Consider the following 25,009-nt stretch of genomic DNA (forward strand, 5'->3'; position numbering starts at 1 on the left):
GGCACGGCGTCCAAAATCTTTTCTTCTAATGACAATTTTATTCGTGCCGTGCCCCTACGACAATATCCAAAATCTTTTCTTCTAATGACAATTTTATTCGTGCCGTGCCCCTACGACAATATCCAAAATCTTTTCTTCTAATGACAATTTTATTCGTGCCGTGCCCCTACGACAATATCCAAAATCTTTTCTTCTAATGACAATTTTATTCGTGCCGTGCCCCTACGACAATATCCAAAATCTTTTCTTCTAATGACAATTTTATTCGTGCCGTGCCCCTACGACAATATCCAAAATCTTTTCTTCTAATGACAATTTTATTCGTGCCGTGCCCCTACGACAATTTTCCTTAACCGAGCAGTATTGAGTCCGACCCTACAAGAAACACAAAAAAACACGGCAGCACACAGCCACCGTGTCTAAAGATGTGAGAGGTTAAAAATGACAAACTTTCAGGAAAGACTTAGAAGCTGAAGGTAGTACGAACTACGCCCACATAGGTGGCGGGGTTGTTGCTGTTACCTTCTGGATTGAAGATGGTGATAAGACCAGGAGTAATGGTGATGTTGTCGCTGAACTTATATTTGTAGAAAGCCTCTAAGTGGTAAGAGGTATCTGTGTCGCGACGACGAGAAGGAGTTGTTGCAGTGAAAGGAACAGTAGTAGCAGAATAGTCGTTGGAAGCAACGCGGGGTGGTACGCCGAAGACGATACCAGCAAAGTTACCTTCGCCACCGAAGTCGGGTAAGCCTAACTGAACAGCCCAGTTCCAAATTTCTGCCTTGTTACCTTGAACAGCGCCACCAGTCAAGTTGTTTGTGTTGGTTGTATCTACACCAGCATTAACTGTTCTTTCCGCGTTGGCTTTGGTGAAACCACCCCAAGCGGAAATTTGAACGCTAGGATTCAAGCGGTAATTTGCCGCCAAGCTGTAGCTGTTAGCAGAAGTGCGGGCACCGTTGAATGGGTTGTTAGCAAAACCAGTACCAGTACTGCCTGTGATACCAGAGCCAGTGCTGTAATAAGCATTGCTGTAAGCCGCAGCCAAACTCAATTGTGGTGTTGCTTGATAGGTCAATTGACCGAGTAATGAGTAGCTACCGTTCAACAGTCCTTTGGTAGCACTGGGGTCGTTGGCATTATTATCTGGAACAAGATAGCCTGCAGACAGGGTGAGTGCATCATTAAACTTGTGGTTAACAAGTACACCTGTGCCTGAATCAGTAGAACGATAGATGGGGTTGTAACGTCCAAAACGAGACACCGCACCGGAACCACTGGAATCGAAGTTGCGGCTCAGGGTAGGTACTTCATCAACGAATTCTAGACCGTATGCGCCTACATGTACAGTTGTAGCGTCGCTCACGGGGAAGCGGTAAGACACAACTGACGCGCTGACGCTGTTAATACTATCTCCGTCAAAGCCTAGACGAGTTTGGCTTGTACCGGTGATGTTAGGTCTGGTGGCGCCAGTAGTGGTACTTCCACCATCAAATTGGGTAATGTTTCTAGCTTGTAGTCTGACGCGCAAGCGGTCTTGACCAGTGAAGCTGGTGTCAAAGTTCAGACGAACGCGATCTGCAAGGATGAAATTATCATCAAGCTTAGAACCTCGTGTCCCAAATATAGCAGCTTTAGCAGCATCCCGATCCGCACCTGCAGGGGCTGCATTAATTCTTCTCCAGTTGTCAGAATTAGTTGCTAGATCTGAACCAAAAGGACTAGCAACTCCAAAGATAACTTCACCACGCAGTTTGGTGGTGGTAGAGAATTGCTGAGACTCTAGAGTAGCAGTACGAGCTTCGAGAGCATCAACTTGACCGCGCAGAGTTAAGAGTTCTTCAGCGTACTCTTCTTGGAGTCTTTTGATGGTTTCGAGGTCTTCTTTTTTAGCTAGGTCAGTGGTACCAACAGCAATCAATTGATTGATTTGGTCTAGACAAGCATTCAAACCAGCAGCAAACTCGTAGCGGGTCAAAGCACGATTACCCCGGAAGGTTTTATCAGGATAACCTGCGATACAGCCGTAACGTTCTACTAAAGATTGCAGAGACTGGAAAGCCCAATCAGAAGGCTTAACATCAGAAAGTTGAGAAACTGAAGTCAGTTGTCCAATAGAATCAGAATTTGTAGGGGCTGATTCAGCTGACGCAATTGCAGGAATAGCAACTACCATCATGGTAGCTAGAATTGCTGGTCTGAACAGCAAAGAATTCAACCAAAACTTATGCATGAATATCTCCTCACACCAGGAATTAGTTAATGACAAAGCGATAGCAATCCAACAGTACATGTCGATTACCCGTGTTAAAATCCACCGATAGAAGCACCATTTCTATACGGTTAACCGTGGATTAAACTCTCAACTCGACAATAATATGTGGGCTTCTTTAGGAATCGAAAATGCAAAATCAACCTTCCTAGATTTGAATTTAACAGCATTCACTATCGGGTGGTTGTTGTATTAAAAACATCTGAAAAAATTAAAATTTATTTTATCTATTTATTTGCATTTAAATCAAATGATAACTTTTTCTTTAACTCAAAATTAGCGTATCCAATCTTGTGCAGTAGGCATTTTATCCACCCAGCTTTATTCGGTTATGTGAGGAGGATAGCGCGTAGGGTATCAAGGCTTTGCGCCCTTACAGATCATTCAACAAGGTGAAAAATCTAGGGAACCAAGGCTTTGCGCCCCTACAGATCAATACAGTTCAGTTAAGGAAAATTGTCGTAGGGGCACGGCACGAATAAAATTGTCATTAGAAGAAAAGATTTTGGATGCCGTGCCCCTACAAGGTATATTTGATTTTTGAAATATACTTAGGCTAGGTAATGCCAAACAAAACCCGGATGTAGAAAATTGTAGGTTGGGTTGAGGAACGAAACCCAACACAGCCCCGCAAATGTTGGGTTAGCCTACAGCAAGCAAGCTACGTTCCTCAACCCAACCTACGTGGTTTAAGGTTTTTGGCTCTAACTGAACCGTATTGTCCTATAGCGTTTCTCGCCCTAGTGAGGTACATCGGTAAGGGCACGGCAGTGCCGTGCCCCTACATCGCGTGATACAATTTTGTACCTCATCTGAATAGGAAGTGCTATATAAGTATTTTTATCAAGCTGATGATTTAACATATAAATCACAAATTAGCCTTACCTTAGTCATATATTAACCAATGACTTGTAGAGTGGATTCCAGACATTTAAATGTCAAAAGATGGCAAATACAGTTGCAATCCAAGTTACTAATTTATCCAAAAGTTTCAAAGGTAAACCCGCTCTAAAGTCCGTATCCTGCACAATTACAGAAGGGGAGATGGTTGCTCTAGTAGGTGCATCTGGTTCGGGTAAGTCTACACTACTACGCCATCTCAATGGCTTGCAGAATGGGGATGCAGGAACGGTGGCAATTTTTGGGAGTAATCTACAGAGCGATGGGAAATTACACTCAAAAATCAGGTCTTTGCGGAGTCATATCGGCTGTATTTTTCAACAGTTCAATTTAGTGAATCGGCTAACAGTAATCGAAAACGTTCTCATCGGGAACTTATCGCGATTGTCTGTGGTACGTTCGGCGTTTCATTTATTTACTCAAGCAGAGAAAATTCAAGCTCTATCTGCATTAGAGAGAGTGGGAATTTTAGAACAGGCTTATAAGCGAGCTTCGATGCTTTCTGGCGGACAACAACAACGAGTGGCGATCGCCCGTTGTCTAGTTCAAGGAGCCAAAATCATCCTAGCAGATGAACCTATAGCCTCCCTCGATCCAGAATCAGCACGCAAAGTCATGGAGTTGCTGGTTGATTTAAATCAACAAAGCGGAATCACAGTAGTAGCTTCCTTACACCAGATTCAAATGGTGCGTAGCTACTTTAACCGTGCTGTGGCGCTCAGAGCAGGTGAAGTGATGTTTGATGGTAGCACCATCGAACTCAATGATACCAAACTCAATGAACTTTATGGTACAGCAGCAGAAGAACTCGTCATGAAAGGACATGGGGAGTTTCTGGGGTAAACAACTAAGTTTTCTAACCACCAACTACTCAAGGAATCAACAATGAGAAGACGCTTATTTTTGGAACAAGCTTCTTTATTTGCCGGCTCTTTAGCAAGTACTCAAATAATCTCTGCTGTTTCTGATAATTGGATGGAATCAGCAGACGCGGCTGGACCTTTGAAAGAACTTAATTTTGGGATTATTTCCACAGAATCTCAAGCTAATCAAAGACCTCTTTGGGAACCTTTCATTGCAGCTTTATCAAAATCAATTGGGATTCCCGTCAAGGCTTTTTATGCTACTCAATATGCAGGCGTAATTGAAGCCATGCGTTTTAATCAAGTGCAAATAGCTTGGTATGGTGGCAAATCTTATATTGAAGCTGCAAAAATTGCCAATGCGGAAGCATTTGCTCAGACTGTAAGCTCTGATGGCAAAAGAGGCTACTATGCTCATTTAATTGCCAACAAACAAAATCCCATTACCGCCATTGCTAAAAAGCAAGGTGGTGATAAGTATGTGGTGAATAACGCCGCTAAATTGACCTTTGCTTTCAACGAACCTAACTCGACATCCGGATTTTTGGTGCCGAGTTATTATGTGTTTGCAAAAAACAATATCGATCCCAAAAAAGCCTTTAAGCGTTTGATTTTTGCTGGTAGCCACGAAGCCACTGCTCTGGCTGTTGCGAATAATCAGATAGATGTTGCTACTAACAATAACGAGTCTTTAGAGCGCCTAGAAAAAACTAATTCTGAAGCTCGCAAGAAGATTGAAATCATCTGGACATCACCCATAATTCCTAGTGATCCAATTGCGTATCGCAAAGATTTACCAGAAGATGTGAAAAAGAAATTACGTAATTTCTTCTACGGTTTCAAAGATAAGAAAATTCTCGAACCCCTACAATGGTCTGCTTTGGTTCCAGCTAATGACAAAACTTGGAATCCCATTCGCGAATTAGATTTGGCTAAAAAAATTCTAGATTTGCAAGCCAAAGAAACTTTGAGCGATGCAGATAAAAAGAAATTGGCTGAGTTAAATCAGCAACTCAGAGCAATTCAAAAACGTTAATTACAGCAATTTTCACGTAATAACCACAAACGCACGTAGGGGCGCAAGGCCTTGCGCCCCTACCCCCAAGGACTTGCGCCCTTACCCCGTGATCTATTTAGGTGAAAACCTTCAACAAACATATGAATTATCTATAACCCAATACAGGGATGTTAGGCTCGAATGATATATACTGTAGGGGCACGGCATCCAAAATTTTTTCTTCTAATGACAATTTTATTCGTGCCGTGCCCCTACGACAATTTTCCTTAACTGAACTGTATTGATCTATAACCCAATACAGGGATGTTAGGCTAGAATGATATATACTGTAGGGGCACGGCATCCAAAATTTTTTCTTCTAATGACAATTTTATTCGTGCCGTGCCCCTACGACAATTTTCCTTAACTGAACTGTATTGATCTATCACCACAAACGCTCGTAGGGGCGCAAAGCCTTGCGCCCTTACCAGATGGTCTATTTACGTAAAAACCTTCAACAAACATATGAATTATCCATAACCACAAACCCTCGTAGGGGCGCAAGGCCTTGCGCCCTTATCAGATGGTCTATTTACCTCAAAATCCTTCAACATATTAATTATCTAAGACATCAAATGAACAAACTAGACAAACATTCAAATAATACTACCGCATCTCCTGCAGTAGTAGCGATGTTAGCAGCCGAAGCAAAACTTGTGACTACCAGTCGGGTGTTATTCCTTTTAGCTGTGGTTGCTCTCTTGATTTTTGCGTATGTTCAAAGCGAAATTAATTTGGTGACGCTGTTGTCTCGTGGCGACAATATGGTAGAGTATATTCGTTCATATTTTGCGCCAGATTTCAGTGACTGGCAATATTATTTAGATGAAACAATAATTACAATATCAATGGGGATTTGGGGAACATTAATTGCGGCGCTTGTAGCTGTTCCCTTGTCTATATTGGCATCAAATAATATGTGTCCAATTTGGATTGTTCAACCCACACGCCGGATTTTAGATGCTATGCGGGCGATTAACGAAATTGTCTTTGCTCTTATCTTCGTAGTGGCTGTAGGATTGGGTCCATTTGCTGGAGTGTTAGCTTTATTCGTCCACACGACTGGTATTTTAGGTAAGCTGTTTTCGGAAGCAGTGGAATCAATTGAACCAGGTCAAGTAGAAGGAATTAGGGCGACAGGTGCTAATAAGATTCAAGAAGTTATATATGGCGTAATCCCCCAAGTTATGCCATTATGGACTTCTTTTACTCTCTATAGATTTGAGTCGAATGTCCGTTCTGCTTCCGTATTAGGAATTGTGGGTGCTGGGGGAATTGGGGTTTCTTTGTATCAGAGTTTTGGGGCTTTTCAGTACCAAAAAGTTTGTGCAATTTTGATTATTTTAATCCTGGCTACTGGTACTATAGATTTACTATCGGCAAAGGTGAGAAAGTCGCTAATTTAACCCTTTGTAGACAAAATTTTCCTAGGGGTGCAAAGCCTTGCGCCTCTAGCCACAATTGTTGTCACATTAGCAAATTCCAATAGGGAACAGTTTTCTCTATCCCCAATCCTCCAAATTGTTACACGAGTATGAGACAATACCTGTTTGGCAAAGAATATCGCCAATGGTTTTGTTTTATAACCGTTAAACAAAGAACAAGAATAATGGCTCAAAATTTTGATAGCAATTCTCAAATTACCTCGGATATACCAACTTCTATCAGTCGCATAGCGAAGCCAAGTTCTGAGTTCTACTCTATTTTTTCTGAAGCTGAAGTTTTAGGGATGATTCATGCATTAGAATTCACGAGAGAAATCCCTCTCAAATATTCTTACAAAGGTAGAGGTGCCAAAATATGGGATGATTTTTATCTCAAATATATTATTCCTACATGGTATCGTAAATCTAATGTCGAAATTGACATGTTAAACAATAATTTTGAATACCTTAATGGACGACATCAAGGTTCAAAAAAAGTTAATGTCATAGATGTAGGCGCAGGAAATTCCTATCCAGTGAAAAAATTTATCGGGAGATTGAATAAATTGGGGGTAATTAATAAATATATTGCCTTAGATATTAGCGAAGAATTGCTGAAATTATCTCGAAAAAATTTTACTAATTGGTTTCCATCAATTGAATTTACCACCGACACAATTGATATAGAAAATAGTTGTATAGCTAAAAGCTTATTGCAAAATCAGGCTAACGATGAAATAGATGATAAAGCCACAATCATTTTACATTTAGGCGTGACAATGGGCAATCATCAAAATAGTAATCAAGTCCTAAAAAACTTTAGAGACAGCATGGGTAAGCAAGATTATCTCGTCTTCACCAGCGAAACTGGTTCCAACTCACAATGGGATGGAAGAGTCAGAGGTGGCTGTGATTATCATGCAGAACAAGTATATAGATGGGTTAAAAGTAAGATGGGGATTAACTCTGAAGATTGTGAATTGATCAGAAAGTATGATTTAGCCAAAGATAGTATAGTAGCTAATATTAAATTTCTGCAAAATTATACCATGAATTTCCAACTTGAGGGAATAGATAAAAATATTGAAATTTCCCAAGGTGAAGAAATTACTATTTGGAGACATCATAAATATGAAATACCTGAACTTCTGCAAAAAATAGAAGCAGCGGGATTACAACTCGTTCACTATAGTACAAACAAATATTTATCACATATTATGGTGATTTGTAAAGTTGCTCAGTAATCGTTTCTGATTCCAATACGGTTCAGTTAACGCCAAAAACCTTAAAGAGCCTAGGTTGGGTTGAGGAACGTAGACCCGAAGGGGCTTCTCGTTCGCGTAGCGTCTCCACAGGAGAAGAGTAACCCAACAAAACCCCGGAAATGTTGGGTTTCGTTCCTCAACCCAACCTACAATTCTTCTTACTCATTACTCATTACTCATTACTCATTACTCATTACTCATTACTCATTACTCCTTACTCATTACTCATTCCTCATTCCTCACAAAGTGCTACTGTTTTAGTCACTTCCATATAAATATGTTCTAACCGCACAGGTTGACGGGATATCGAATCAATTGCTATTCCGTCAAACCGGGTAATAATCTCCTTTAATTCCAGAGATTGTGGGAACCAAAAAGCCAAATCGCCACCATAGTATCGATAGGTCAAACCATATTCTTGAGCGCGGGCGATCGCTTTTTTTTCATCCCCAGTCTGTACTACGACAATTTCTTGGGCTTGAATCAATTTGCGTAACTCTGTTAAACTCCCCTCAGCTAAAATTCTCCCATTTTTCAAAATCCCGATTCTCTGACAAAGACGTTCAGCTTCATCTAATAAATGAGTCGTCAATAAAACCGTAATTCCTTGATTTTTGAGTTGGCGAATTAACTCCCAAATCTCATACCGTGACTCAATATCTAACCCCGTCGTCGGTTCATCAAGAATCACCAATTGTGGCTGATGTACCAAAGCAACTGCAATATTTAACCGCCTTTGCATTCCCCCGCTGAGGGTTTCCACTGGATTTTTAGCTCTATCTAATAAATTCACAGCAGCCAAAGTTTCCCTTACTTGCTTCTGGCGTGTTTGCTTATCTAAACCGTAAATATCAGCAAAAAAATTCAAATTCTCCTCACAAGATAAAGTTTTATATAATAAATTCTCTTGGGGAGCGATACCAATAATTTTTTTCGTAGCTTCCGAAACAGGCTGATTATTAATTATCACCTCACCACTATCAGCCTTAAGTAAATTACAAATAATATTAATAGTCGTCGTCTTCCCAGCCCCATTTGCACCCAGCAACCCGTAAACTTCTCCTGAGTTTATCTGTAAATTTAAATTTTGCAGGACTTGTCTTTTACCGTAAGCTTTATTTAAATTATCGATTTTTAGCATAGCTTTAATTTGATTTTTTTAACGCAGAGTATCGCAGAGGTAGCGCAGAGGGACGCAAAGAAATCACTCCGCGATCCTCTGCGTTTAAATAACAATCATAGCTTTCTTTCGACAATCAACATGCGCTGATAAGATAACCAACCACCAATAACCATCACTATAGCAAACACTAATAAGAACCAGAAGTGTGATTTAATCTCCTCTATTTCCTCCCCCCTAGCTGAGACTGCTACAAAAGCTTCATTCATGTGATATATTGGGTCGAATTTAGCAATGTTCACTAGACTTTGGGGAAACAATGAACTTGGTAAAAACGCCCCACCGAGAATTAACAAAGGCACACCAAAAGCTGCAACTAGAGAATTTACATCTTCAATGCGACGCGCTAATTGTGTACCTAATATAAAACCTAAACCTACATAAGCTAAGATACTCAGAAATATAATTGTGATTCCTAATAAAATAGAACCATTAAATTTGGCACCCCAAAAGGCAGCAACAGTATACACCAAAATTGTCTGCCCAAAACCAATACAGCTATGAGCGAGAAAAATTCCCAAAAAATATGATGTCCCACTCAAGGGAGAGATAAAAAGACGTTTGAGGGTTTGCTGTTCTCTTTCTGCAACTACAGTAGCGACACTCCCACCCAAACAGCTAAAAAATAATGCTGCGCCTACCAAAGTTGAAGGTGCAGAATAAGAAAATGCAGCATCAATTGATAATTTTGCTCGTTCTGATAAAATAAATCCGCTGAGGATTAAAACGGAGATAGGAAAAATACTCCAAAAAATTAGGCTGCGTCGGCGCCGTAAGAGTTCAATTAAAATACGCTGAGTTACAGCTATGGTTTCACGCCAATATTTCATTTTATCAATAAACAAATATTAGAGATTATTTATAAAGTATAAATAAATTATCCGCAGGTGCGATAGAGTAGGGTGCGTCACAATACTGCTGTTCCTTTGCGCCTTCCCTGCGTTCGCGAAGCGTGTCGAAGACAGACGCTGCGCGAATGCGTGAGATATAAAGCAGACATAATTCAAAATATACCAATATTGCCATGCTCACGTAAACCACGCTCCCCTGCTCTACAGTTCGATAATTCGGAAATTTCTTTGTGAACTAGTACACAAATTTGAGTTACTTGCTACACTTTTAGCTTTCCCGACAGAAGCCCCACGCTCACTCGAATGAGCGTGGGATGAATGGCGCGTGAGTGACGAATTGACCAACGAGCGAAATTGAGCATAGCGAAATCAGCAATGTTGGTCGGTGAGGAATGAACACTTTCTTGTTTTTTTTTTCAAAATATTTGATATAATTTTAACCAGTAGGTGTAATCCAATTAAATGCTGAAAAGCAGCCTATTAAAATAAAAGCTAATTGTTTGGCTTAACCAAAGAACCGTGGGGCGCACGGTCTTAAAGCTCAGTCAATGTCTTCATAGAAGAGTCGCTGAGAAGCCCACACTCACCTGAAAGGGAGTGTGTGGAGTACGTCACTTCATTAGCCAAGCTAACCAGCGCCTATGGTTCATATAAAGCGCGTGGAACTTACCAATTTTAAATCCTTCGGCGGCACTACTCAAGTTCCTTTACTGCCGGGGTGTACTGTCATATCTGGTCCGAATGGTTCGGGTAAATCTAATATTCTCGATGCGTTGCTGTTTTGTCTGGGACTCTCTAGTTCTAAGGGAATGCGGGCTGATCGTCTCCCGGATTTGGTGAATAATACTCAAACGGCAAAGGGTCGTGGGACAATAGAAGCTAGTGTGACGGTGACTTTTGATATTTCGGATGTCTCACGCAGAGGCGCAGAGGCGCATTCCCTGCGGGACGCTGCGCGAACGCGGAGCGTCCCGGAGGGAAGGGAGGAGGATGAGGAAGATTCCCAATCCCCAGTCCCCAATCCCCAGTCCCCGACAGAATGGAGTGTAACTCGCAGGTTGCGGGTGACTCATCAGGGGACTTATACGTCGAATTATTATATCAATGGTGTTAGTTGTACGCTGACGGAGTTGCATGAGGAGTTGGAAACTTTGCGGGTTTATCCCGAAGGTTATAATGTGGTTCTGCAGGGGGATGTGACTAGTATTATCTCGATGAATGTGCGGGAACGTCGGGAAATTATTGATGAGTTGGCTGGGGTTGCGGCTTATGATCGGAAGATTCATCAGGCGAAGGCGACTTTGGATGAGGTGAAGGAGAAGGAAGATAGTTGTCGGATTATTGAGACGGAGTTAACAGCGCAGCGCGATCGCCTTTCTCAAGACCGCGCAAAAGCTGAGAGGTATCAAAAGCTCCGCGCAGAATATTTGGCGAAGCAGTCTTGGGAAGCGGTATTATCTTGGCGTTCTCTCCAAGGTCAGCAGGAACGGTTGGTGACGCAAATTCAAGCGGGCGATCGCACTTCTGTGGAACTTTCTACTCAACTTTCTACTCTGAATACCGAAATTGAGCAGAAAACTGTTGAACTTGATCAACTCAATGCCCATGTGAAGGCGTTGGGTGAAGATGAACTTTTGGCGGTACAATCTATTTTGGCTACTCAGGAAGCTGAACGTAAGCAAGTTTTACGTCAAGAAGGGGAGTTAGTCGCTGCTAGTCAAGAATCTGCCAGGCGTTTGGCTCAAACTCAGCAGGAAATTCAACAATATCAGCGTTCTTTAATAGAAGCCGCACAACAAGAAATCTTGGAGATGTCTAATGTAACTTCAACACAACAGCAACGTGATGAGGGACGACAAGCTTTAGAAGCTTCGCGGGAAGCTGCTGCTCAAATTGCTTCAGCAACGGATGCTTGGGTACAGCAACAAACTGCTTTTAACCGTCAAATTGAAATTTTACTCCAAACTCTCGAACCTCAACGCACTGAGCAAGCACAATTAAGGGAGCGGAATAATCAATTAGAAGCACAAATTGAGGAGCAAACTCAGCTAATTTCTAGTTTAGAACCTCAATTGGCTGAAAAACAAGTAGATTGTGGTCGCATTGAAACGGAATTTAATGCATCTGGCGAACCGATTCAAAATTTAGCCGAAAATCTCTCAGCTACAGAACAAGAGTTACAACTCCAGCAGGAAACTCAAAAGCGTCTTTTGCAAGAACAACGGGAAAAGCAACGACAGTTGGATAAACTGGAAGCACAGGCGCAAGCACAGCAAGAAGTTCAAGGTACCCAAGCTAGTAAGGTTATTTTACAATCGGGTATGCCTGGTCTTTGTGGTTTAGTTGTCCAGTTGGGTAGGGTGGAACCCCGCTATCAGCTAGCTTTGGAAATTGCCGCAGGTGGGCGTCTGGGACATATAGTGGTGGAAGATGACAGTATCGCCGCTGCGGGAATTGAACTGCTCAAACAAAAACGGGCGGGGAGGGCGACTTTTTTACCTTTAAATAGAATTAATGCGCCGAAATTTACTCAGGATGCTACGCTACGTTTCGCTAATGGTTTTGTTGGTTATGCGGTAAATTTAATTGAGTGCGATCGCCGTTATCAAGATGTGTTTAGTTACGTTTTCGGTGGTACAGTGGTTTTCACTTCCCTAGAACAGGCACGGAAAAATATCGGCTTATATCGGATTGTCACTCTCGATGGGGAATTGTTGGAAACTAGCGGTGCGATGACTGGGGGTAGTAATACTCAGCGTTCGGCTTTGCGTTTTGGGAATGTGGAAGCAGCGGAATCTGAGGAAGTCTCGACTTTGAAAAATCGCTTAGGCGAAATTGAACGAGTTTTAGAACGTTGTGGTGAAGCCATATCGTCTTTGTCAGCCAAAACCAAACAATTGGCGCAAACGCTGACCGAAGCCCGCCAAGCCCGGCGCGAACAGCAGTTACAATTGGAGCAACTGCAAAAGGATATTCAGAGTTTGACGACCCAGTTACAAGGGACGCGATCGCATCTTTTGCAAAATACCCAAAAGTTCGCCGTAGCTCAATCCCGCTTGGAGATTTTGGATCGGGATTTACCAGGTCAGGAAACTCAACTCCAACAATTGCGACATGATTTAACAGAGTTGGAAGCCTCGCAAACCCCCAGCGAATGGCAACAAATCCAGGCTACCATGAAAAATCAAGAGCAGCAATTACAACAAAGCGAGAATTTATTAAGGGAAGCCGAGCAAAGATTAAAAAATCTCGAAAATCAGCAGCAGCGGTTGACTGAAAAAATCCAGGAAGGGGAACAGCACCTAGCCCAATATCAGCAACAACAACAGACACAACAAAATCAACTCACACAACTGACCACTCAGCACTCAGCACTGAATACTCAAATCACTGAAACTCGCGCTAGGTTGAGTGAGATGGAAAAGAATTTGGGAGAAGAAAAACAAAAACGCGATCGCACAGAACAGGAATTGCGATCGCATCTGTTACGTCAACAGCAGGTAGAATGGGAACTGGAAAAACTCCAGCAAACCCAATTGACGCGACGAGAGGAACTATTAGCCTTACAAGCCCAATTGCACACCCTAGCCGCTGAATTGCCCAGTCCTTTACCCGAAGTTCCTGATCAAGTAGACTTAGAAGAATTGCAGAAAGAATTGCGGGCGATCGCCAAACGCCTCCAATCAATGGAACCTGTGAATATGCTCGCGTTAGAGGAGCATGAAAAAGTACAAAATCGTCTCCAAGAACTTACGCAGAAGCTGGAGACATTAGAAGGCGAACGCACCGAATTACTCTTGCGGATTGAAAACTTTACTACATTGCGTCAACGCGCCTTCAAAGAAGCCTTCGACGCAGTAAACGAAAACTTCCAATCAATTTTTGCTACCCTATCAGACGGAGACGGCTATCTCCAACTCGACAATCCCGAAGATCCATTCAACAGCGGACTAAATTTAGTCGCCCATCCCAAAGGTAAACCGGTACAGCGTCTAGCTTCCATGTCAGGGGGCGAAAAATCCCTCACAGCCTTAAGCTTTATCTTTGCCCTACAGCGCTACCGTCCATCCCCATTTTATGCCTTTGACGAAGTGGATATGTTCTTGGATGGCGCCAATGTCGAACGATTAGCTAGAATGATTAAACAACAAGCAAAACAAGCACAATTTATAGTTGTGAGTTTGCGTCGTCCGATGATAGAATCAGCCGAACGCACAATTGGCGTTACTCAAGCACGGGGGGCTTATACTCAAGTTTTGGGAATAAAGTTACAAACCAACCATACATCTGCTTGAGTTTTTGCTAATAATAGTGTATAGATTAACCGGATTCGAGATCAGGACTCGGTATAGAATGACCTCTGAACAGATAATTAGGCGTTCCGACATATTAAACACTCAGGTGATTACCCGCGATAATGGCAAAAGGCTAGGTATCGTCAGTCAACTCTGGGTTGATATTGACCAAAGAGAGGTTGTGGCTCTTGGCTTACGAGAAAGCCTGATCTCTATTTCTGGTATACCGCGAAATATGTTCCTCAGCAGTATCAACCAGATTGGTGATGTCATCTTGGTTGATAACGAAGATGTTATCGAAGATGTTGACGTTGAAGCCTTCAGCAACCTAATTAACTGGGAAGTAATTACAGAAACCGGTGAAGTATTAGGTAAAGTCCGGGGCTTCAAATTTAATGGCGAGAGTGGTAAAATTTATTCTATCGTCATCGCTTCGGTAGGATTGCCCCAAATTCCCGACCAAGTGCTGAGTACCTACGAAATATCCGTAGACGAAATCGTCAGCACAGGCCCCAGTCGGTTAATAGTGTTTGAAGGCGCCGAAGAAAGAGTTAACCAATTAACAGTAGGCGTCCTCGAACGTCTCGGTATTGGTAAAGCACCCTGGGACCGGGATGCAGAAGAAGAATACGGCTATAGTGCGCCGCGCACAGTATCACCAGCAAATCAGTTACCTAGTGGAGTCCCATTACAGCCACCCAAGGCTAAAGTTCGCGCACCCGAACCCGTAGCACGGGAAGAATGGGATGAAGACTACGTAGAAGAAGAAAGACCACAGCGTCAAGTAATGCAGGCGCGACAGTATGAGTCTATTCAATACGAAGAAGACGAAGAAGATAACTGGAGTGAAGCCACTGATAAAGATAGGTATCAAGAAGCACCCAGGTATGAAGCCAAACCAAGTAAAAAGCAATACGCTGACGATTACGACGATTATGACGACGTAGAAGGCGATGCTTGGGATGATGCACCAAAACCAGTAAATATTCCCAAAAAAATCAAAGAGAGACAACCAGAATACGAAGAGGAAGGCGGGTATTAAAAGTTTACCCCACCCCCAACCCCCTCCCCGCAAGCGAGGAGGGGGCTAATTTTTTGGGTATTAGGGACGCCCTCTGTAGGGTGCGTTACAATACTGCTCGGATAAGCAGGGGAAGCAGGGGAAGCCAAAATGACAAGTATTTATCGGAACATGATATTATTCCTACTGACGCACCCTAGCATCTAGTCCCCAATCCCCAATCCCCAATCCCTCAAGGACAAATAACTGCAGAAGCAGAGTGTACCTTGATTAAATCGCCAGAGAATACAGCTGTATATTTATAAGGTGATGAACCAGAGCAAACCATCGAATTTTTATCAGCACGACGGGGAGTCCACCAGGAATCTGCTTTGACAGTTAAATTTGTGCCATTCCATGATAAGCTCTTAACAACTAAAGAGTTAGTTTTACCATCATTCGGCCTTCTAGCAGTGAGAAATGTGGCGTAAGAAACAGCGCCATTGGCTGGATTAATTCGGGCTATAACTGCTACTTTTGCACCACCTCCACTCCCATAGGTAGGTAGCCAACGTCCATTAGCAAAGCGACGAAAATCATTACCAGTCTGTGAGCCAGTGGAACTAAAAATACCATACAAAACGCTTCCGCCATCCCACAGCAAACCGTAGCCTGTACCATCGTCTCCCGTTGTTTCGTAGTCACTACGACACCATTTTTTGATCCCATTATCGAAACGGATGATGCGAGGGTCTTTATTATTAGATGATACTTGCTGATAACCAATGTAAATACTTGTTTGTCCAATAGTCACCTTGGCTGCATTTCTAGCTTTGATAGTCGCCTCAGTGTCATTGCACGTGAATGTCACACCCTTGTTGATAGATGAGTGTATACCAGTTTGGGCAAAAACTTCAGGGATTGCTAAATCAGATCCCAATACTACTGATAAAGATAAAAATTGTAAATACTTGGGCAATTGACGGTAATCAATCATAGTATGGGAGTTATTAAACAGGACTTACGCGGCGAGGCTATTCGTGGAGATTGGGGATAGGGTATTGTTAGTTTTTCCTCCCCTATGCCCTCTACCTAACCCAACCTGTTGATTTTTCGTTACTCATGCGTAAGTCCTAATTAAAAATAAAATACAATATCTCGAACAGAACTGATGCAGCAGAATTAGGGATTTCCAATAAAAAAATCTCCAATTTGTAGGGTGCGTCAGTAGCAATAATCTCTGGTTATTCCCCAGTTTTCTCGGTTCTGACGCACCCTACGGACTGACATTCCCTCCAAGGGCAGATTTTTCTCATCGCCAGGGCTATCGTGATTGAGAATTTGCAATTACAGCAATTTTCATTCATTTGAACCACAGATATTCGTAGGGGCGCAAGGCCTTGCGCCCCAAAAGCGTGGTCTATTTACCTGAAAATGGCTGTAGCTTATTAGTATAAATCATAACTCTACAAAAAGCAATATTCGTGACTCTTTATCCTACAAGGAGACTTTTCCAGTTATCTGTGCAATGTACTAAGCCATAATATTAGTAACTGCTGCTCAGGAGAATAGATAGTTATGGTAACTGCTACAGTTATTGCCAATATAGCACCCGAATTTTCCCTAGAAGATTGGGTACACAATCCCCCTGATGGTACAGAATGGGTAAATGGGGAATTATTGGAGAATAATGGAGTGACACTAAAACATAGTCGGATTCAGGGTAATCTCTACTTTCACTGGAGAAATTACAAAGATTCTAGCGGACAAGGGGGAGAAGTTTATACAGAAGTACCCTGTCGCACCAACCAGCAAGGCCGGCGTCCAGATGTTGCTTATCTCACACCAGAATTAGTCAGTCAATATGGCGAACTTGCTGTATTACCCCAAAGTTTTCCACTCATTGCTGAGATTGTTTCCCCTACAGATATTGCTGAAGAAATAATTGCTAAATCTCAAGAATATTTGCAATCTGGCGCCCAGGAAGTTTGGTTAGTGTTTCCCGAAAATCGTTGGCTGATTGTGGTGACACCAACTCAGCGACTGATATTTATTTCTGGTGAAGTTGTCACTACTCAAACTGTACTTAAAGGTTTTAATATTGCAGTCGATGAATTATTGGCTTGATATTATTTTTAGGGGGTGTCAGTTAGAGGTTATATAGCAGGGGACTGGGGACTGGGGACACTTCGGCAAGCTCAGTGCATCGCTGGGGACTGGGTTACAAGTCTGATTGTGTCTAGGTTTTATCATCAGTTAATGTCCTAAGCACTTTGGCGGTTGTTATATATAAAGCAATACAGGTATGTTAGGCTCGAATGATATACACTGTAGGGAACATCCAAAATTTTTTCTTCTAATGACAATTCTATTCGTGCCGTGCCCCTACGACAATTTTCCTTAACTGAACTGTATTGATATATAAAGTAAAAATAAGATTAATGTAGGGTAGCCAGTGCTTTCGGCGGGTTTCCCTACTTGTAGCAACTGGCGTTGTGTTAGGCGAATATTTTCGATTTAGCGCGGGGAGTGTCAATTCGTCAGTTCTAATTCCTCAACAGCATTAAGTTCATCAAGTATTCGCCAAAGTTCCTGCAACATTGGGTCTAAACCAGTGCGAGTAACTGCGGAAATTATGAAAACGGGGGCGAAGGAAAGATGATTAAGTTGCGTAGCAAGTGCTTCCAAATCCACTGTTTCTTGATCTACCGCATCAATTTTATTTAATGCCAAAATTTGTGGACGCTCTGCTAAACCTCGTCCATAAGCTTGCAATTCTTGCTTAATTGTGTTATAATCGCCAATTACATCTTCGCTGGTAGCGTCGATGAGATGCAGTAGTACCCGTGTACGCTCAATGTGGCGTAAAAAATCGTGTCCTAAACCTGCGCCGTGGGAAGCACCTTCAATTAGTCCCGGAATATCGGCGAACACAGTACCATCCCCAGAAGGTTTGCGGACTACACCCAAATTTGGCACCAGGGTAGTAAAGGGATAATCAGCAATTTTAGGACGAGCGGCTGACAAAGATGAAATTAAGGTCGATTTTCCCGCATTTGGTAAGCCAATAATTCCCACTTCTGCCAAGAGTTTCAATTCCAAGCGTAGCACCTTCATTTCCCCTGGTAGACCGGGGAGGGAATATTCTGGGGCGCGGTTACGGTTACTCAAAAAATGCTGATTTCCTAACCCACCTTTACCGCCTTCAGCTACCCGAAATTTTTGTCCTGGTGTGATTAAATCTTCTAACAAAGCACTTGTTACCGCATCATAAATAGCAGTACCACAGGGAACTTCGACGATTAAATCCTTTCCGGAAGCGCCGGTGCAGTTATTGGGTCCGCCGCGACCACCGTTTTCTGCCTTAAAAATATGGTTGTATCGGAAGTCCAACAAGGTTTGCAGGTTTTCTACCGCCACGAAAACTATTGAACCACCCCGCCCGCCATTACCGCCAGAGGGGCCACCCGCTGGTACATATTTCTCCCGTCGGAAGGCGACAATCCCATCGCCTCCCTTACCAGCTTCCACTTCAATTACTGCTTGATCGATAAATTGCATAATTAGTCAGTTGTCAGTTGTCAGTTGTCAGTTGTCACCGACTGCGTTCCTTTGGTCTCCAAAGGTTGAGCAAGTGGCGTTAAGCGCAGGGTCAGTGGTCAATCACTACCGACAATTGACAACTGACCACTTATTTAAATATATGGTGAAACATCTTCTTTGCATTCATCTGCTAGATAGGAGAGGGCGCGGAAGCGTAAGCCTACCATTTGTTCATAGAGCGGATTGATTTTACATAATGGGGGAATATGAATAATCTTGCGTCCAAAAAGGGTGACATCCCGCTCAAAGGGACACTGGGAAGGAATCATTTTACATAAAAACCGGGCTACTCTGGGATCTTCGATATCTAATCCGTCCAACCAGTCACGTAGGGGGTTGAGTGCATCATGGGAAGGCGCCTTGGGCCCACTAACAGAGAAAAATTCTGATGACGATTTCTCTGGTACAAAATTGTCTGTTGCATCTAGTAGTTCTTTGTGTTCTAGGGTGTGGCGCAGGGCTTCCAGTATATCCTGTGGCTGTCCTAGGGCTTGACACAACTGCTGAAGCACTTGATCTTCGCTGGGAGAATATGTACCATCGGCGATCGCTACCATCACTGCTGTGCGTAAAAAATTTTCCGCAGATGGGGTATTTTTACCCAAAGTGATGGCTAATTCCTCTGGTGCAATCGGTTCTAGTGAATCAAACTTAATCCCAGGGGCTAATTCATCATTGGTGATGCTGGCTATCAATTGCTGTTCTTGATCATCAAAGTTACCATCTGCCCAAGCTATAGTCAGCAGTCCACGCAACCAAGCGGCAATTTGTTCACTGCTATAGGGGGATTGAACGATACTGTTCATAAACTCGCGCCTCAAGCTGTCCTCATTCCATATTGTCCATATTAAGCTACCTTAATTGTGCATAAACTGTTACATATTTAGCTTACAGGCGCTGAAAATTTGTTTTTCTTCATGAATCAATCATAGGATTTAGTCATTGTACAAGTAAATAGATCCGCGCATTCGGGGTTTAGCAGTGCTAAACCCCTACAAGCGATATAATTTTTTCAAAAAAAACATACATATTTATTGTTTTTTGTCAATGAGTCAGACTAGCGGTAATAGCCGTCTTCAGTTACAATCGCTCTCAGATAATTTTGAGAATTTTTCCTAATTAAACTAAAAAAATATAAGTTATTCTATGTAATGGAGGTACTAAGGAGTAAAGGCACAGCAGGTTTAATTTTTGCAAGAACCCAAGTATTTGTACATGGGTTTATCGCACATCCAGGACTGGGCATGACCTAGCCTATGTGTATTTCAAAAATAAAATAGTAGCCCTATAGTTCAAATAGTATGCCTAAAGTTTCGTTTTTGTATCGCTTGACATTGGTTCTATTAGGTTAACCTGCATTAATCAAGGAATAAATAATGTTTTTTTTTGGCATAGAGCATGAAGTGGCTTTCTTCAATCATGAAGGAAAATTTGCTGATTTTACCCGCACAAAATTTGCTGACTTTAGTCAAATTATCGAAAGATTGCCAATATACACCGGCGACTATCCCCAACTACGGGTTGGTAATGCTAAAATTAAACAAAAAAGGTGGTATATCGAGGGATTTGAAAGGTTTGCAGATTCCGATGAGGTGATTGATTGCCTACCTAAAGGTATAGAAATTAGAACAACCATACACTCTGATATTCATGGTGCTATTACTGAATTATCAGCCAGTTTTCAATTACTGCGTGAAGTCGCTGCTGAGTTTGGTTTCTCACCAGTTTTGATCAGTTTTAATCCTCATCAGCAGGTTTTTGAGCCACAACCCCCATTAAACGATTATGAAATCAGATATTTACAGGGTTATCCTGACGAACAAACTGCCAATATTTACATGGTGACATACGGTCCAGATTTAAATATTTCTATGGCTAATATGTCTAGCGAAAGTTTGATTGATATTGGCAGAAAGTTAACTTATTACAGTCCTTATATCGTTCCTTTTAGTTATAGTTCTCCTTTTTATGGCGATGGTTTATGGGGAGGACTTTCAGTCAGGACATTTGTGAGAACGGGTAAAAGGCCAGCAGCGCTCGTTTTTGTGGAAAAACAGGAAGAATTAATTAATAGCATCCCTTCCTTAACAAAAGTTGCTCGCATTCCCGCCGAAGTAGGTCGAATTGAATTTAAAGCTTTTGATAGTTGTGATGATTTTTCACTTTATGCTGCGTTATTGGCATTGTTAAAAGGTCTGGTTTTAGACGAAACTTTGCAGGGTAGAGCAACTATACCCGATGCTGCATTACACCAAATTTCGGCAAAGGAAGGGTTTAGCAATCAAGATATTTTTACTCATGCTACTCAGGTTTTACAAGCTGCAGAAGTTGCTCTGGGAGATGACCCAGATGTCAATTATTTAACACCGTTAAAAGTGATTTTGGCAAAGCGGGAAACCAAATCTCACGAACTAATTGAGATTTTTCAGCGTGTAGGTTCAATAGAAGAGACACTGAAGCAAACTTATCTTGATATGTAGCCATCGTCAATCAGTTGACGTTCGTATTACAGCACCTTAGAGTAAATAGACCACGCCGTAGGGGCGCAAGGCCTTGCGCCCCTACGAGGATCTGTGGTTTTTGTATGAAAACTGCTGTAACGTGAAATCTAAGTTGATACCGATGAGCGCTTTAGCGCAACTACAAGCTTAACGCTGGGGTGCTTCTGGTGTTGGATTTATTGGACTTGAGGGCGGAATTCCCTCAAGCGGAATCAGTGCTTCCATCACCGATTTTACAATGGGTGCAGCCACGGTAGAACCATAGGCATTTTCTCCTTTCGGTTCATCAACTAATGCTAAAACTACATAGCGGGGAGATTCTACTGGTAAAATAGCCACGAAGCTAGTGATTCTCGCACCAACTTTGTAGCCACCACTGCTACTGGCTTTTTGGGCTGTGCCAGTTTTACCGCCGATGCGATAACCGGGGATTTGTGCCACCTTGCCGGTGCCTTGTGACACCACAGTTTCCATCATTTCTACGACCTTTTGGGTTGTAGAAGGTGAGAAAATTTGGCGTGGTGTAGCCCGTGTGGGTGTATAATGCATCTGTCCTTTGCTATCAATTAGCCCCCGGACTACGTGAGGCGTGACCAATTTACCGCCATTGGCTAAAGCGCCATGCATTTGTACCAGTTGTAATGGTGTGAGGGAGAAACCTTGACCAAAGGAAGTAGTTGCTGGTTCAATCGGGGAGGCAATAAATTCTTCTTGACTTTTGAGTTGACTACCAACTTCAAAAGGTAAATCTGTGCCAAGGGTTTGTCCTAGCCCCAGGCGTTCCAACCAGTTGTAGTAGACTGAGGGACGCAATCGTTGGATAATCTGCACCATGCCAATGTTGCTAGAATGTTGCAGCACCTCGGCGATATTGATGCGCCCATAACTTTTATTTTGAGCATTTTTGATTGTGCGATCGCCTACTTGAATCGAACCGGGATCATTAAATGTATCTTCTGGTGTGATGACTCCATTTTCTAGTGCGATCGCTACATTTAAAGGCTTGAAGGTTGATCCTGGTTCATAAAGATCAGCGACTGTCCAATTTTTGAACAGTGCAATATCAGCTTTGGAATATTGATTGGGATTATAGCTAGGGACAGAAACTAAAGCCAGTAGCGAACCATCCGACGCATCCATCACAATTACCCCGCCGCGTTTGGCGCCAAACTTTTCCATTTGTTGTTTCAGCGCCGAACGAGCAGCTCTTTGCAGGCGACTATCTATAGTTAATTGCAATCGTAACTCATCAAAATGTAAAAATCCTTCTGGAGCATGATTAGGCATTAGGGCCCCGTTACCAGCCCGACTTAAGCGCACCGTTTGTCCAGAACGTTCCAGCAACTTTTCTTGACTATATTCCACACCAGCCTGACCGCGACGGTCAAGATTGACATAGCCCACTATATCAGCAGCCAAATCATCTTGTGGGTAAAATCGTGAGTATTTTTGAATAAATTCTAAACCATTTAAGTGTAATGAAATCAGGCGATCGGCAATTTCTTCTGGCAAGGCCGGGGCGAGTACAATTCCACTTTTTTTGGCTGCAAAAGTTTTCAATAAATCGCCACTCTCTTTGTTCAGGATGACCGCAAGTTGCTTTGCCATCTCTTCATTAGACTTGTCAAATAGCTTGGGATGGGCATACACAGTATACACAGGACGGTCAATCGCCAACACATTATTACCCCGATCCATCACTGGACGACGGGGCATAAAAGGTCGCAAATTCACCATTTGCTGATTTCTCGCCCTCTGGGTTAGCTTGGGACCGCGAACAATTTGCAACTGATACAAATTGATAGCCAGCCCTAACCCTGCTGCCATTAATACCCCCCAAACTGTGAACAGTCTAACTTTGATATTGGGTATTTGTTCTTGGGTATTAGATTCGGGAGTCTCTAACGACCCCCGCCGGGGATTGCGCCTCTGTCTTGTAAATTTTGAAGGCCGAAAATTGCTAAATTTTGTGCTGCTAGGTGACTTCCGCATTACTATGCTCGTTGATGATTGTCATTTGTCATTTGTCATTTGTCATTTGTCATTGGTCATTTGTCATTTGTCATTTGTCATTTGTCATTACTCATTACTCATTACTCATTACTCATTACTCATTACTCATTACTCATTACTCATTACTCATTACTCATTACTCTTTGTCATTTCCCCAATCCCCAATCCCCAATCCCCAATCCCCTTGAGATCAATATCCCAGGGACGAAGAGGTGGACGCCTGGGATGGGGAATTGGGTATTGTGCTAGGGGGTGTTGAGTCAGGACTACCAGATGCTGGAGGTAAAAAAATTGTCTTCCCTGGAGTTGGGGATACTAGCCCTGCTGTTGGTTGTTCTGCTTCATTAGCCATTTTATTTGTCAGCGTCGCGTTGGTTGTTGTCAACTGTCGCTCATGACGTTGTAGGTTTTGCAGTCTGCGGTATCCCTGACTCCAAAGTTCTTGGGAATATACTGTCCAACCATAAACCATTAGCGTTGCTGCCACTAACAAAAATGCCACCACGGAAGAATAACGATGTAATGTGTACAAACGCAGCAACCACAAAGGTGAGGCTTCAGAACTAGGCATTACGGGAAGGCGGGGGAAGCCCAAGCGCTGATTTTTTTCCGCTGTAGTTGACTGTCCCTTGAGCTTGGCGCCGGGTTTTTTGCTCAAATCTGGCGTCGATGTGGGCAACACTGCCCCATTTGTGGCAGAAACTGATAAATTTTTGGAGGAATAGCGTTGTCTTCGCGGGGGTACTGCTGAGGGTTCTGCAGCCAGTGTAGACCCTGAGCGTAGACGCGCCGAGCGCCGCTTCCCTAAAGACAGGGGAGAATCTCCCCGGAACCAATTACTCGTTGTCGAAACAGCTGATTTACGAGCTACAGCCATAAATTTTTTGTATTGGAAATACTGTATTTTAGATGAATTTTCTGTTTTTGCTGAGGCTAACAGCCCCCTATCTGCCCCATGTGTTATCAGCACATACAAAAGCGTGAACCTTTTTCAGTGTTCTGATAGGTAACTGCACCAATATTGACAATCCTGGGGTATTGTAATGCTTGCAATCAGCAAGCGGCAACTGGACAGCTTAACCCTTTAGGTATCGCATGTAAAGTATGGCAATGCCAAGCGGTAAGCGACAAGAGTCTGTAAAAACATCAGGATTTTTGGTATGATAACTTGGATTGCCACCAAGTTAGGTCATCTCCGTTTGGTCATTGATTGCTTGTGATTTAGCGACTTGTACCTAATTTAAGAGAAATTACCCATCTAGCCGAATCATATAATACAGGAAAAAAATTAACCAAACAGTTTTTTAGAAATTATGTAATCCCAATGCATTTAAAAAAAAGCAATAAATAGGGTATCTTATTCAACAGGCGAAAATAGTTCTTGCCACAATTGGTGAAAGAGGAGTTATGAAAACAAGAATCTTTGGTTTGGCTCTATTGTTAAGTCTGGCTACAGTTCTCGGCGCTTGTGAAGGTGGTGGTAGCGCACCCGATAGTGGTGCAACCAGCTCACCTACAGCTACAGGTGAGCCAACTGATGGGGGTACTACATCCCCTAGCCCTACAGCTACTTCAACTGCTGCTCCTACAGCTACTTCAACTGCTAGTCCTACAGCTACTCCCACTAAGACACCCTAGATAGTAGTGGTCTCAATCCTGTCGATAACAGGTTATTAATAGCGCTTTTCACTGTATCCTTTGAGTTGATTAGGTTTAAGCTCATTCCACCCCTGGAAGGAGTGGGATTTCGCAGCCATTGATGATGGGGTATGGGGCAGAGACAAT

Annotated in this window: 18 protein-coding genes; 10 read left to right on the top strand and 8 right to left on the bottom strand. The window is 42.6% G+C overall.

Annotated features, from left to right (window positions below; translation table 11 throughout):
* Positions 1–463 precede the first annotated feature (463 nt).
* Positions 464–2,233 (bottom strand): iron uptake porin, encoded by a 1,770-nt coding sequence (locus HEQ19_02750; protein ID WYL98602.1) that lies wholly within the window; start codon positions 2,231–2,233, stop codon positions 464–466.
* Positions 2,234–3,217: 984 nt separating this feature from the next.
* On the opposite strand from HEQ19_02750, the gene phnC reads away from it, so the two are divergent.
* The 4 genes from phnC (at position 3,218) to HEQ19_02770 (ending at position 7,760) form a co-directional block, all read left to right on the top strand.
* Entirely contained in the window at positions 3,218–4,015 is a 798-nt protein-coding gene (phnC, locus tag HEQ19_02755) for a phosphonate ABC transporter ATP-binding protein (protein ID WYL98603.1), read from the top strand.
* A 42-nt stretch (positions 4,016–4,057) separates the two neighbouring features.
* Positions 4,058–5,071 carry a phosphonate ABC transporter substrate-binding protein gene (gene phnD / locus HEQ19_02760; protein ID WYL98604.1) on the top strand — a complete coding sequence of 338 codons (1,014 nt, stop codon included), beginning with the start codon at positions 4,058–4,060 and terminating at the stop codon, positions 5,069–5,071.
* Positions 5,072–5,667: 596 nt separating this feature from the next.
* Positions 5,668–6,498, top strand: a complete 831-nt coding sequence (gene phnE / locus HEQ19_02765) for a phosphonate ABC transporter, permease protein PhnE (protein WYM03225.2) — start codon at positions 5,668–5,670, stop codon at positions 6,496–6,498.
* A gap of 203 nt (positions 6,499–6,701) precedes the next feature.
* The gene (locus HEQ19_02770; GenBank protein ID WYL98605.1) at positions 6,702–7,760 is read left to right on the top strand and encodes an L-histidine N(alpha)-methyltransferase; all 1,059 of its coding nucleotides are present in this window, start codon (positions 6,702–6,704) and stop codon (positions 7,758–7,760) included.
* A gap of 253 nt (positions 7,761–8,013) precedes the next feature.
* Here HEQ19_02770 and HEQ19_02775 read toward each other — a convergent pair whose 3' ends face one another.
* Positions 8,014–8,922 (bottom strand): ABC transporter ATP-binding protein, encoded by a 909-nt coding sequence (locus HEQ19_02775; protein ID WYL98606.1) that lies wholly within the window; start codon positions 8,920–8,922, stop codon positions 8,014–8,016.
* Positions 8,923–9,017: 95 nt separating this feature from the next.
* Positions 9,018–9,791: an ABC transporter permease gene (locus HEQ19_02780; GenBank protein WYL98607.1), complete on the bottom strand. Its 774-nt coding sequence runs from the start codon at positions 9,789–9,791 to the stop codon at positions 9,018–9,020.
* A gap of 662 nt (positions 9,792–10,453) precedes the next feature.
* Between HEQ19_02780 and smc the strand changes: the two genes are divergently transcribed.
* A complete protein-coding gene (gene smc / locus HEQ19_02785; GenBank protein ID WYL98608.1) occupies positions 10,454–14,107 on the top strand; it encodes a chromosome segregation protein SMC in 3,654 nt (1,217 codons plus the stop codon).
* 58 nt (positions 14,108–14,165) lie between these two features.
* A complete protein-coding gene (locus HEQ19_02790) occupies positions 14,166–15,149 on the top strand; it encodes a PRC-barrel domain-containing protein (protein ID WYL98609.1) in 984 nt (327 codons plus the stop codon).
* Positions 15,150–15,360: 211 nt separating this feature from the next.
* Here the strand turns inward: HEQ19_02790 and HEQ19_02795 are convergent, their stop codons facing one another.
* Positions 15,361–16,104 carry a hypothetical protein gene (locus tag HEQ19_02795; GenBank protein WYL98610.1) on the bottom strand — a complete coding sequence of 248 codons (744 nt, stop codon included), beginning with the start codon at positions 16,102–16,104 and terminating at the stop codon, positions 15,361–15,363.
* Positions 16,105–16,685: 581 nt separating this feature from the next.
* On the opposite strand from HEQ19_02795, the gene HEQ19_02800 reads away from it, so the two are divergent.
* Positions 16,686–17,234: a Uma2 family endonuclease gene (locus HEQ19_02800; GenBank protein WYL98611.1), complete on the top strand. Its 549-nt coding sequence runs from the start codon at positions 16,686–16,688 to the stop codon at positions 17,232–17,234.
* Positions 17,235–17,639: 405 nt separating this feature from the next.
* Here the strand turns inward: HEQ19_02800 and obgE are convergent, their stop codons facing one another.
* The gene (obgE, locus tag HEQ19_02805) at positions 17,640–18,668 is read right to left on the bottom strand and encodes a GTPase ObgE (GenBank protein WYL98612.1); all 1,029 of its coding nucleotides are present in this window, start codon (positions 18,666–18,668) and stop codon (positions 17,640–17,642) included.
* A gap of 134 nt (positions 18,669–18,802) precedes the next feature.
* Positions 18,803–19,516: a Mo-dependent nitrogenase C-terminal domain-containing protein gene (locus HEQ19_02810; GenBank protein ID WYL98613.1), complete on the bottom strand. Its 714-nt coding sequence runs from the start codon at positions 19,514–19,516 to the stop codon at positions 18,803–18,805.
* 570 nt (positions 19,517–20,086) lie between these two features.
* Here HEQ19_02810 and HEQ19_02815 point away from each other — a divergent pair.
* Positions 20,087–21,190 carry a glutamate--cysteine ligase gene (locus HEQ19_02815; protein WYM03226.2) on the top strand — a complete coding sequence of 368 codons (1,104 nt, stop codon included), beginning with the start codon at positions 20,087–20,089 and terminating at the stop codon, positions 21,188–21,190.
* A 168-nt stretch (positions 21,191–21,358) separates the two neighbouring features.
* On the opposite strand, the gene HEQ19_02820 is transcribed toward HEQ19_02815, so the two are convergent.
* The gene (locus HEQ19_02820) at positions 21,359–23,203 is read right to left on the bottom strand and encodes a penicillin-binding protein 2 (protein ID WYL98614.1); all 1,845 of its coding nucleotides are present in this window, start codon (positions 23,201–23,203) and stop codon (positions 21,359–21,361) included.
* Here HEQ19_02820 and HEQ19_02825 point away from each other — a divergent pair.
* Positions 23,191–23,412: a hypothetical protein gene (locus HEQ19_02825; protein ID WYL98088.1), complete on the top strand. Its 222-nt coding sequence runs from the start codon at positions 23,191–23,193 to the stop codon at positions 23,410–23,412. The two genes, HEQ19_02820 and HEQ19_02825, sit on opposite strands and share 13 nt — an antisense overlap.
* Before the next feature lie 2 nt (positions 23,413–23,414).
* Here the strand turns inward: HEQ19_02825 and HEQ19_02830 are convergent, their stop codons facing one another.
* Positions 23,415–24,101 carry a hypothetical protein gene (locus HEQ19_02830; protein WYL98615.1) on the bottom strand — a complete coding sequence of 229 codons (687 nt, stop codon included), beginning with the start codon at positions 24,099–24,101 and terminating at the stop codon, positions 23,415–23,417.
* Positions 24,102–24,631: 530 nt separating this feature from the next.
* On the opposite strand from HEQ19_02830, the gene HEQ19_02835 reads away from it, so the two are divergent.
* Positions 24,632–24,862 carry a hypothetical protein gene (locus HEQ19_02835; GenBank protein ID WYL98616.1) on the top strand — a complete coding sequence of 77 codons (231 nt, stop codon included), beginning with the start codon at positions 24,632–24,634 and terminating at the stop codon, positions 24,860–24,862.
* The last annotated feature ends 147 nt before the right edge of the window (positions 24,863–25,009 follow it).

The organism is Gloeotrichia echinulata CP02 (assembly GCA_038087035.1).
Classification (GTDB): Bacteria; Cyanobacteriota; Cyanobacteriia; order Cyanobacteriales; family Nostocaceae; genus Gloeotrichia; species Gloeotrichia echinulata.

Coding starts and splice junctions, on each gene's coding strand:
- HEQ19_02750 (WYL98602.1), bottom strand. CDS start 2,233: ATGCATAAGTTTTGGTTGAATTCTTTGCTGTTCAGACCAGCAATTCTA.
- phnC (WYL98603.1), top strand. CDS start 3,218: ATGGCAAATACAGTTGCAATCCAAGTTACTAATTTATCCAAAAGTTTC.
- phnD (WYL98604.1), top strand. CDS start 4,058: ATGAGAAGACGCTTATTTTTGGAACAAGCTTCTTTATTTGCCGGCTCT.
- phnE (WYM03225.2), top strand. CDS start 5,668: ATGAACAAACTAGACAAACATTCAAATAATACTACCGCATCTCCTGCA.
- HEQ19_02770 (WYL98605.1), top strand. CDS start 6,702: ATGGCTCAAAATTTTGATAGCAATTCTCAAATTACCTCGGATATACCA.
- HEQ19_02775 (WYL98606.1), bottom strand. CDS start 8,922: ATGCTAAAAATCGATAATTTAAATAAAGCTTACGGTAAAAGACAAGTC.
- HEQ19_02780 (WYL98607.1), bottom strand. CDS start 9,791: ATGAAATATTGGCGTGAAACCATAGCTGTAACTCAGCGTATTTTAATT.
- smc (WYL98608.1), top strand. CDS start 10,454: ATGGTTCATATAAAGCGCGTGGAACTTACCAATTTTAAATCCTTCGGC.
- HEQ19_02790 (WYL98609.1), top strand. CDS start 14,166: ATGACCTCTGAACAGATAATTAGGCGTTCCGACATATTAAACACTCAG.
- HEQ19_02795 (WYL98610.1), bottom strand. CDS start 16,104: ATGATTGATTACCGTCAATTGCCCAAGTATTTACAATTTTTATCTTTA.
- HEQ19_02800 (WYL98611.1), top strand. CDS start 16,686: ATGGTAACTGCTACAGTTATTGCCAATATAGCACCCGAATTTTCCCTA.
- obgE (WYL98612.1), bottom strand. CDS start 18,668: ATGCAATTTATCGATCAAGCAGTAATTGAAGTGGAAGCTGGTAAGGGA.
- HEQ19_02810 (WYL98613.1), bottom strand. CDS start 19,516: ATGAACAGTATCGTTCAATCCCCCTATAGCAGTGAACAAATTGCCGCT.
- HEQ19_02815 (WYM03226.2), top strand. CDS start 20,087: ATGTTTTTTTTTGGCATAGAGCATGAAGTGGCTTTCTTCAATCATGAA.
- HEQ19_02820 (WYL98614.1), bottom strand. CDS start 23,203: ATGCGGAAGTCACCTAGCAGCACAAAATTTAGCAATTTTCGGCCTTCA.
- HEQ19_02830 (WYL98615.1), bottom strand. CDS start 24,101: ATGGCTGTAGCTCGTAAATCAGCTGTTTCGACAACGAGTAATTGGTTC.
- HEQ19_02835 (WYL98616.1), top strand. CDS start 24,632: ATGAAAACAAGAATCTTTGGTTTGGCTCTATTGTTAAGTCTGGCTACA.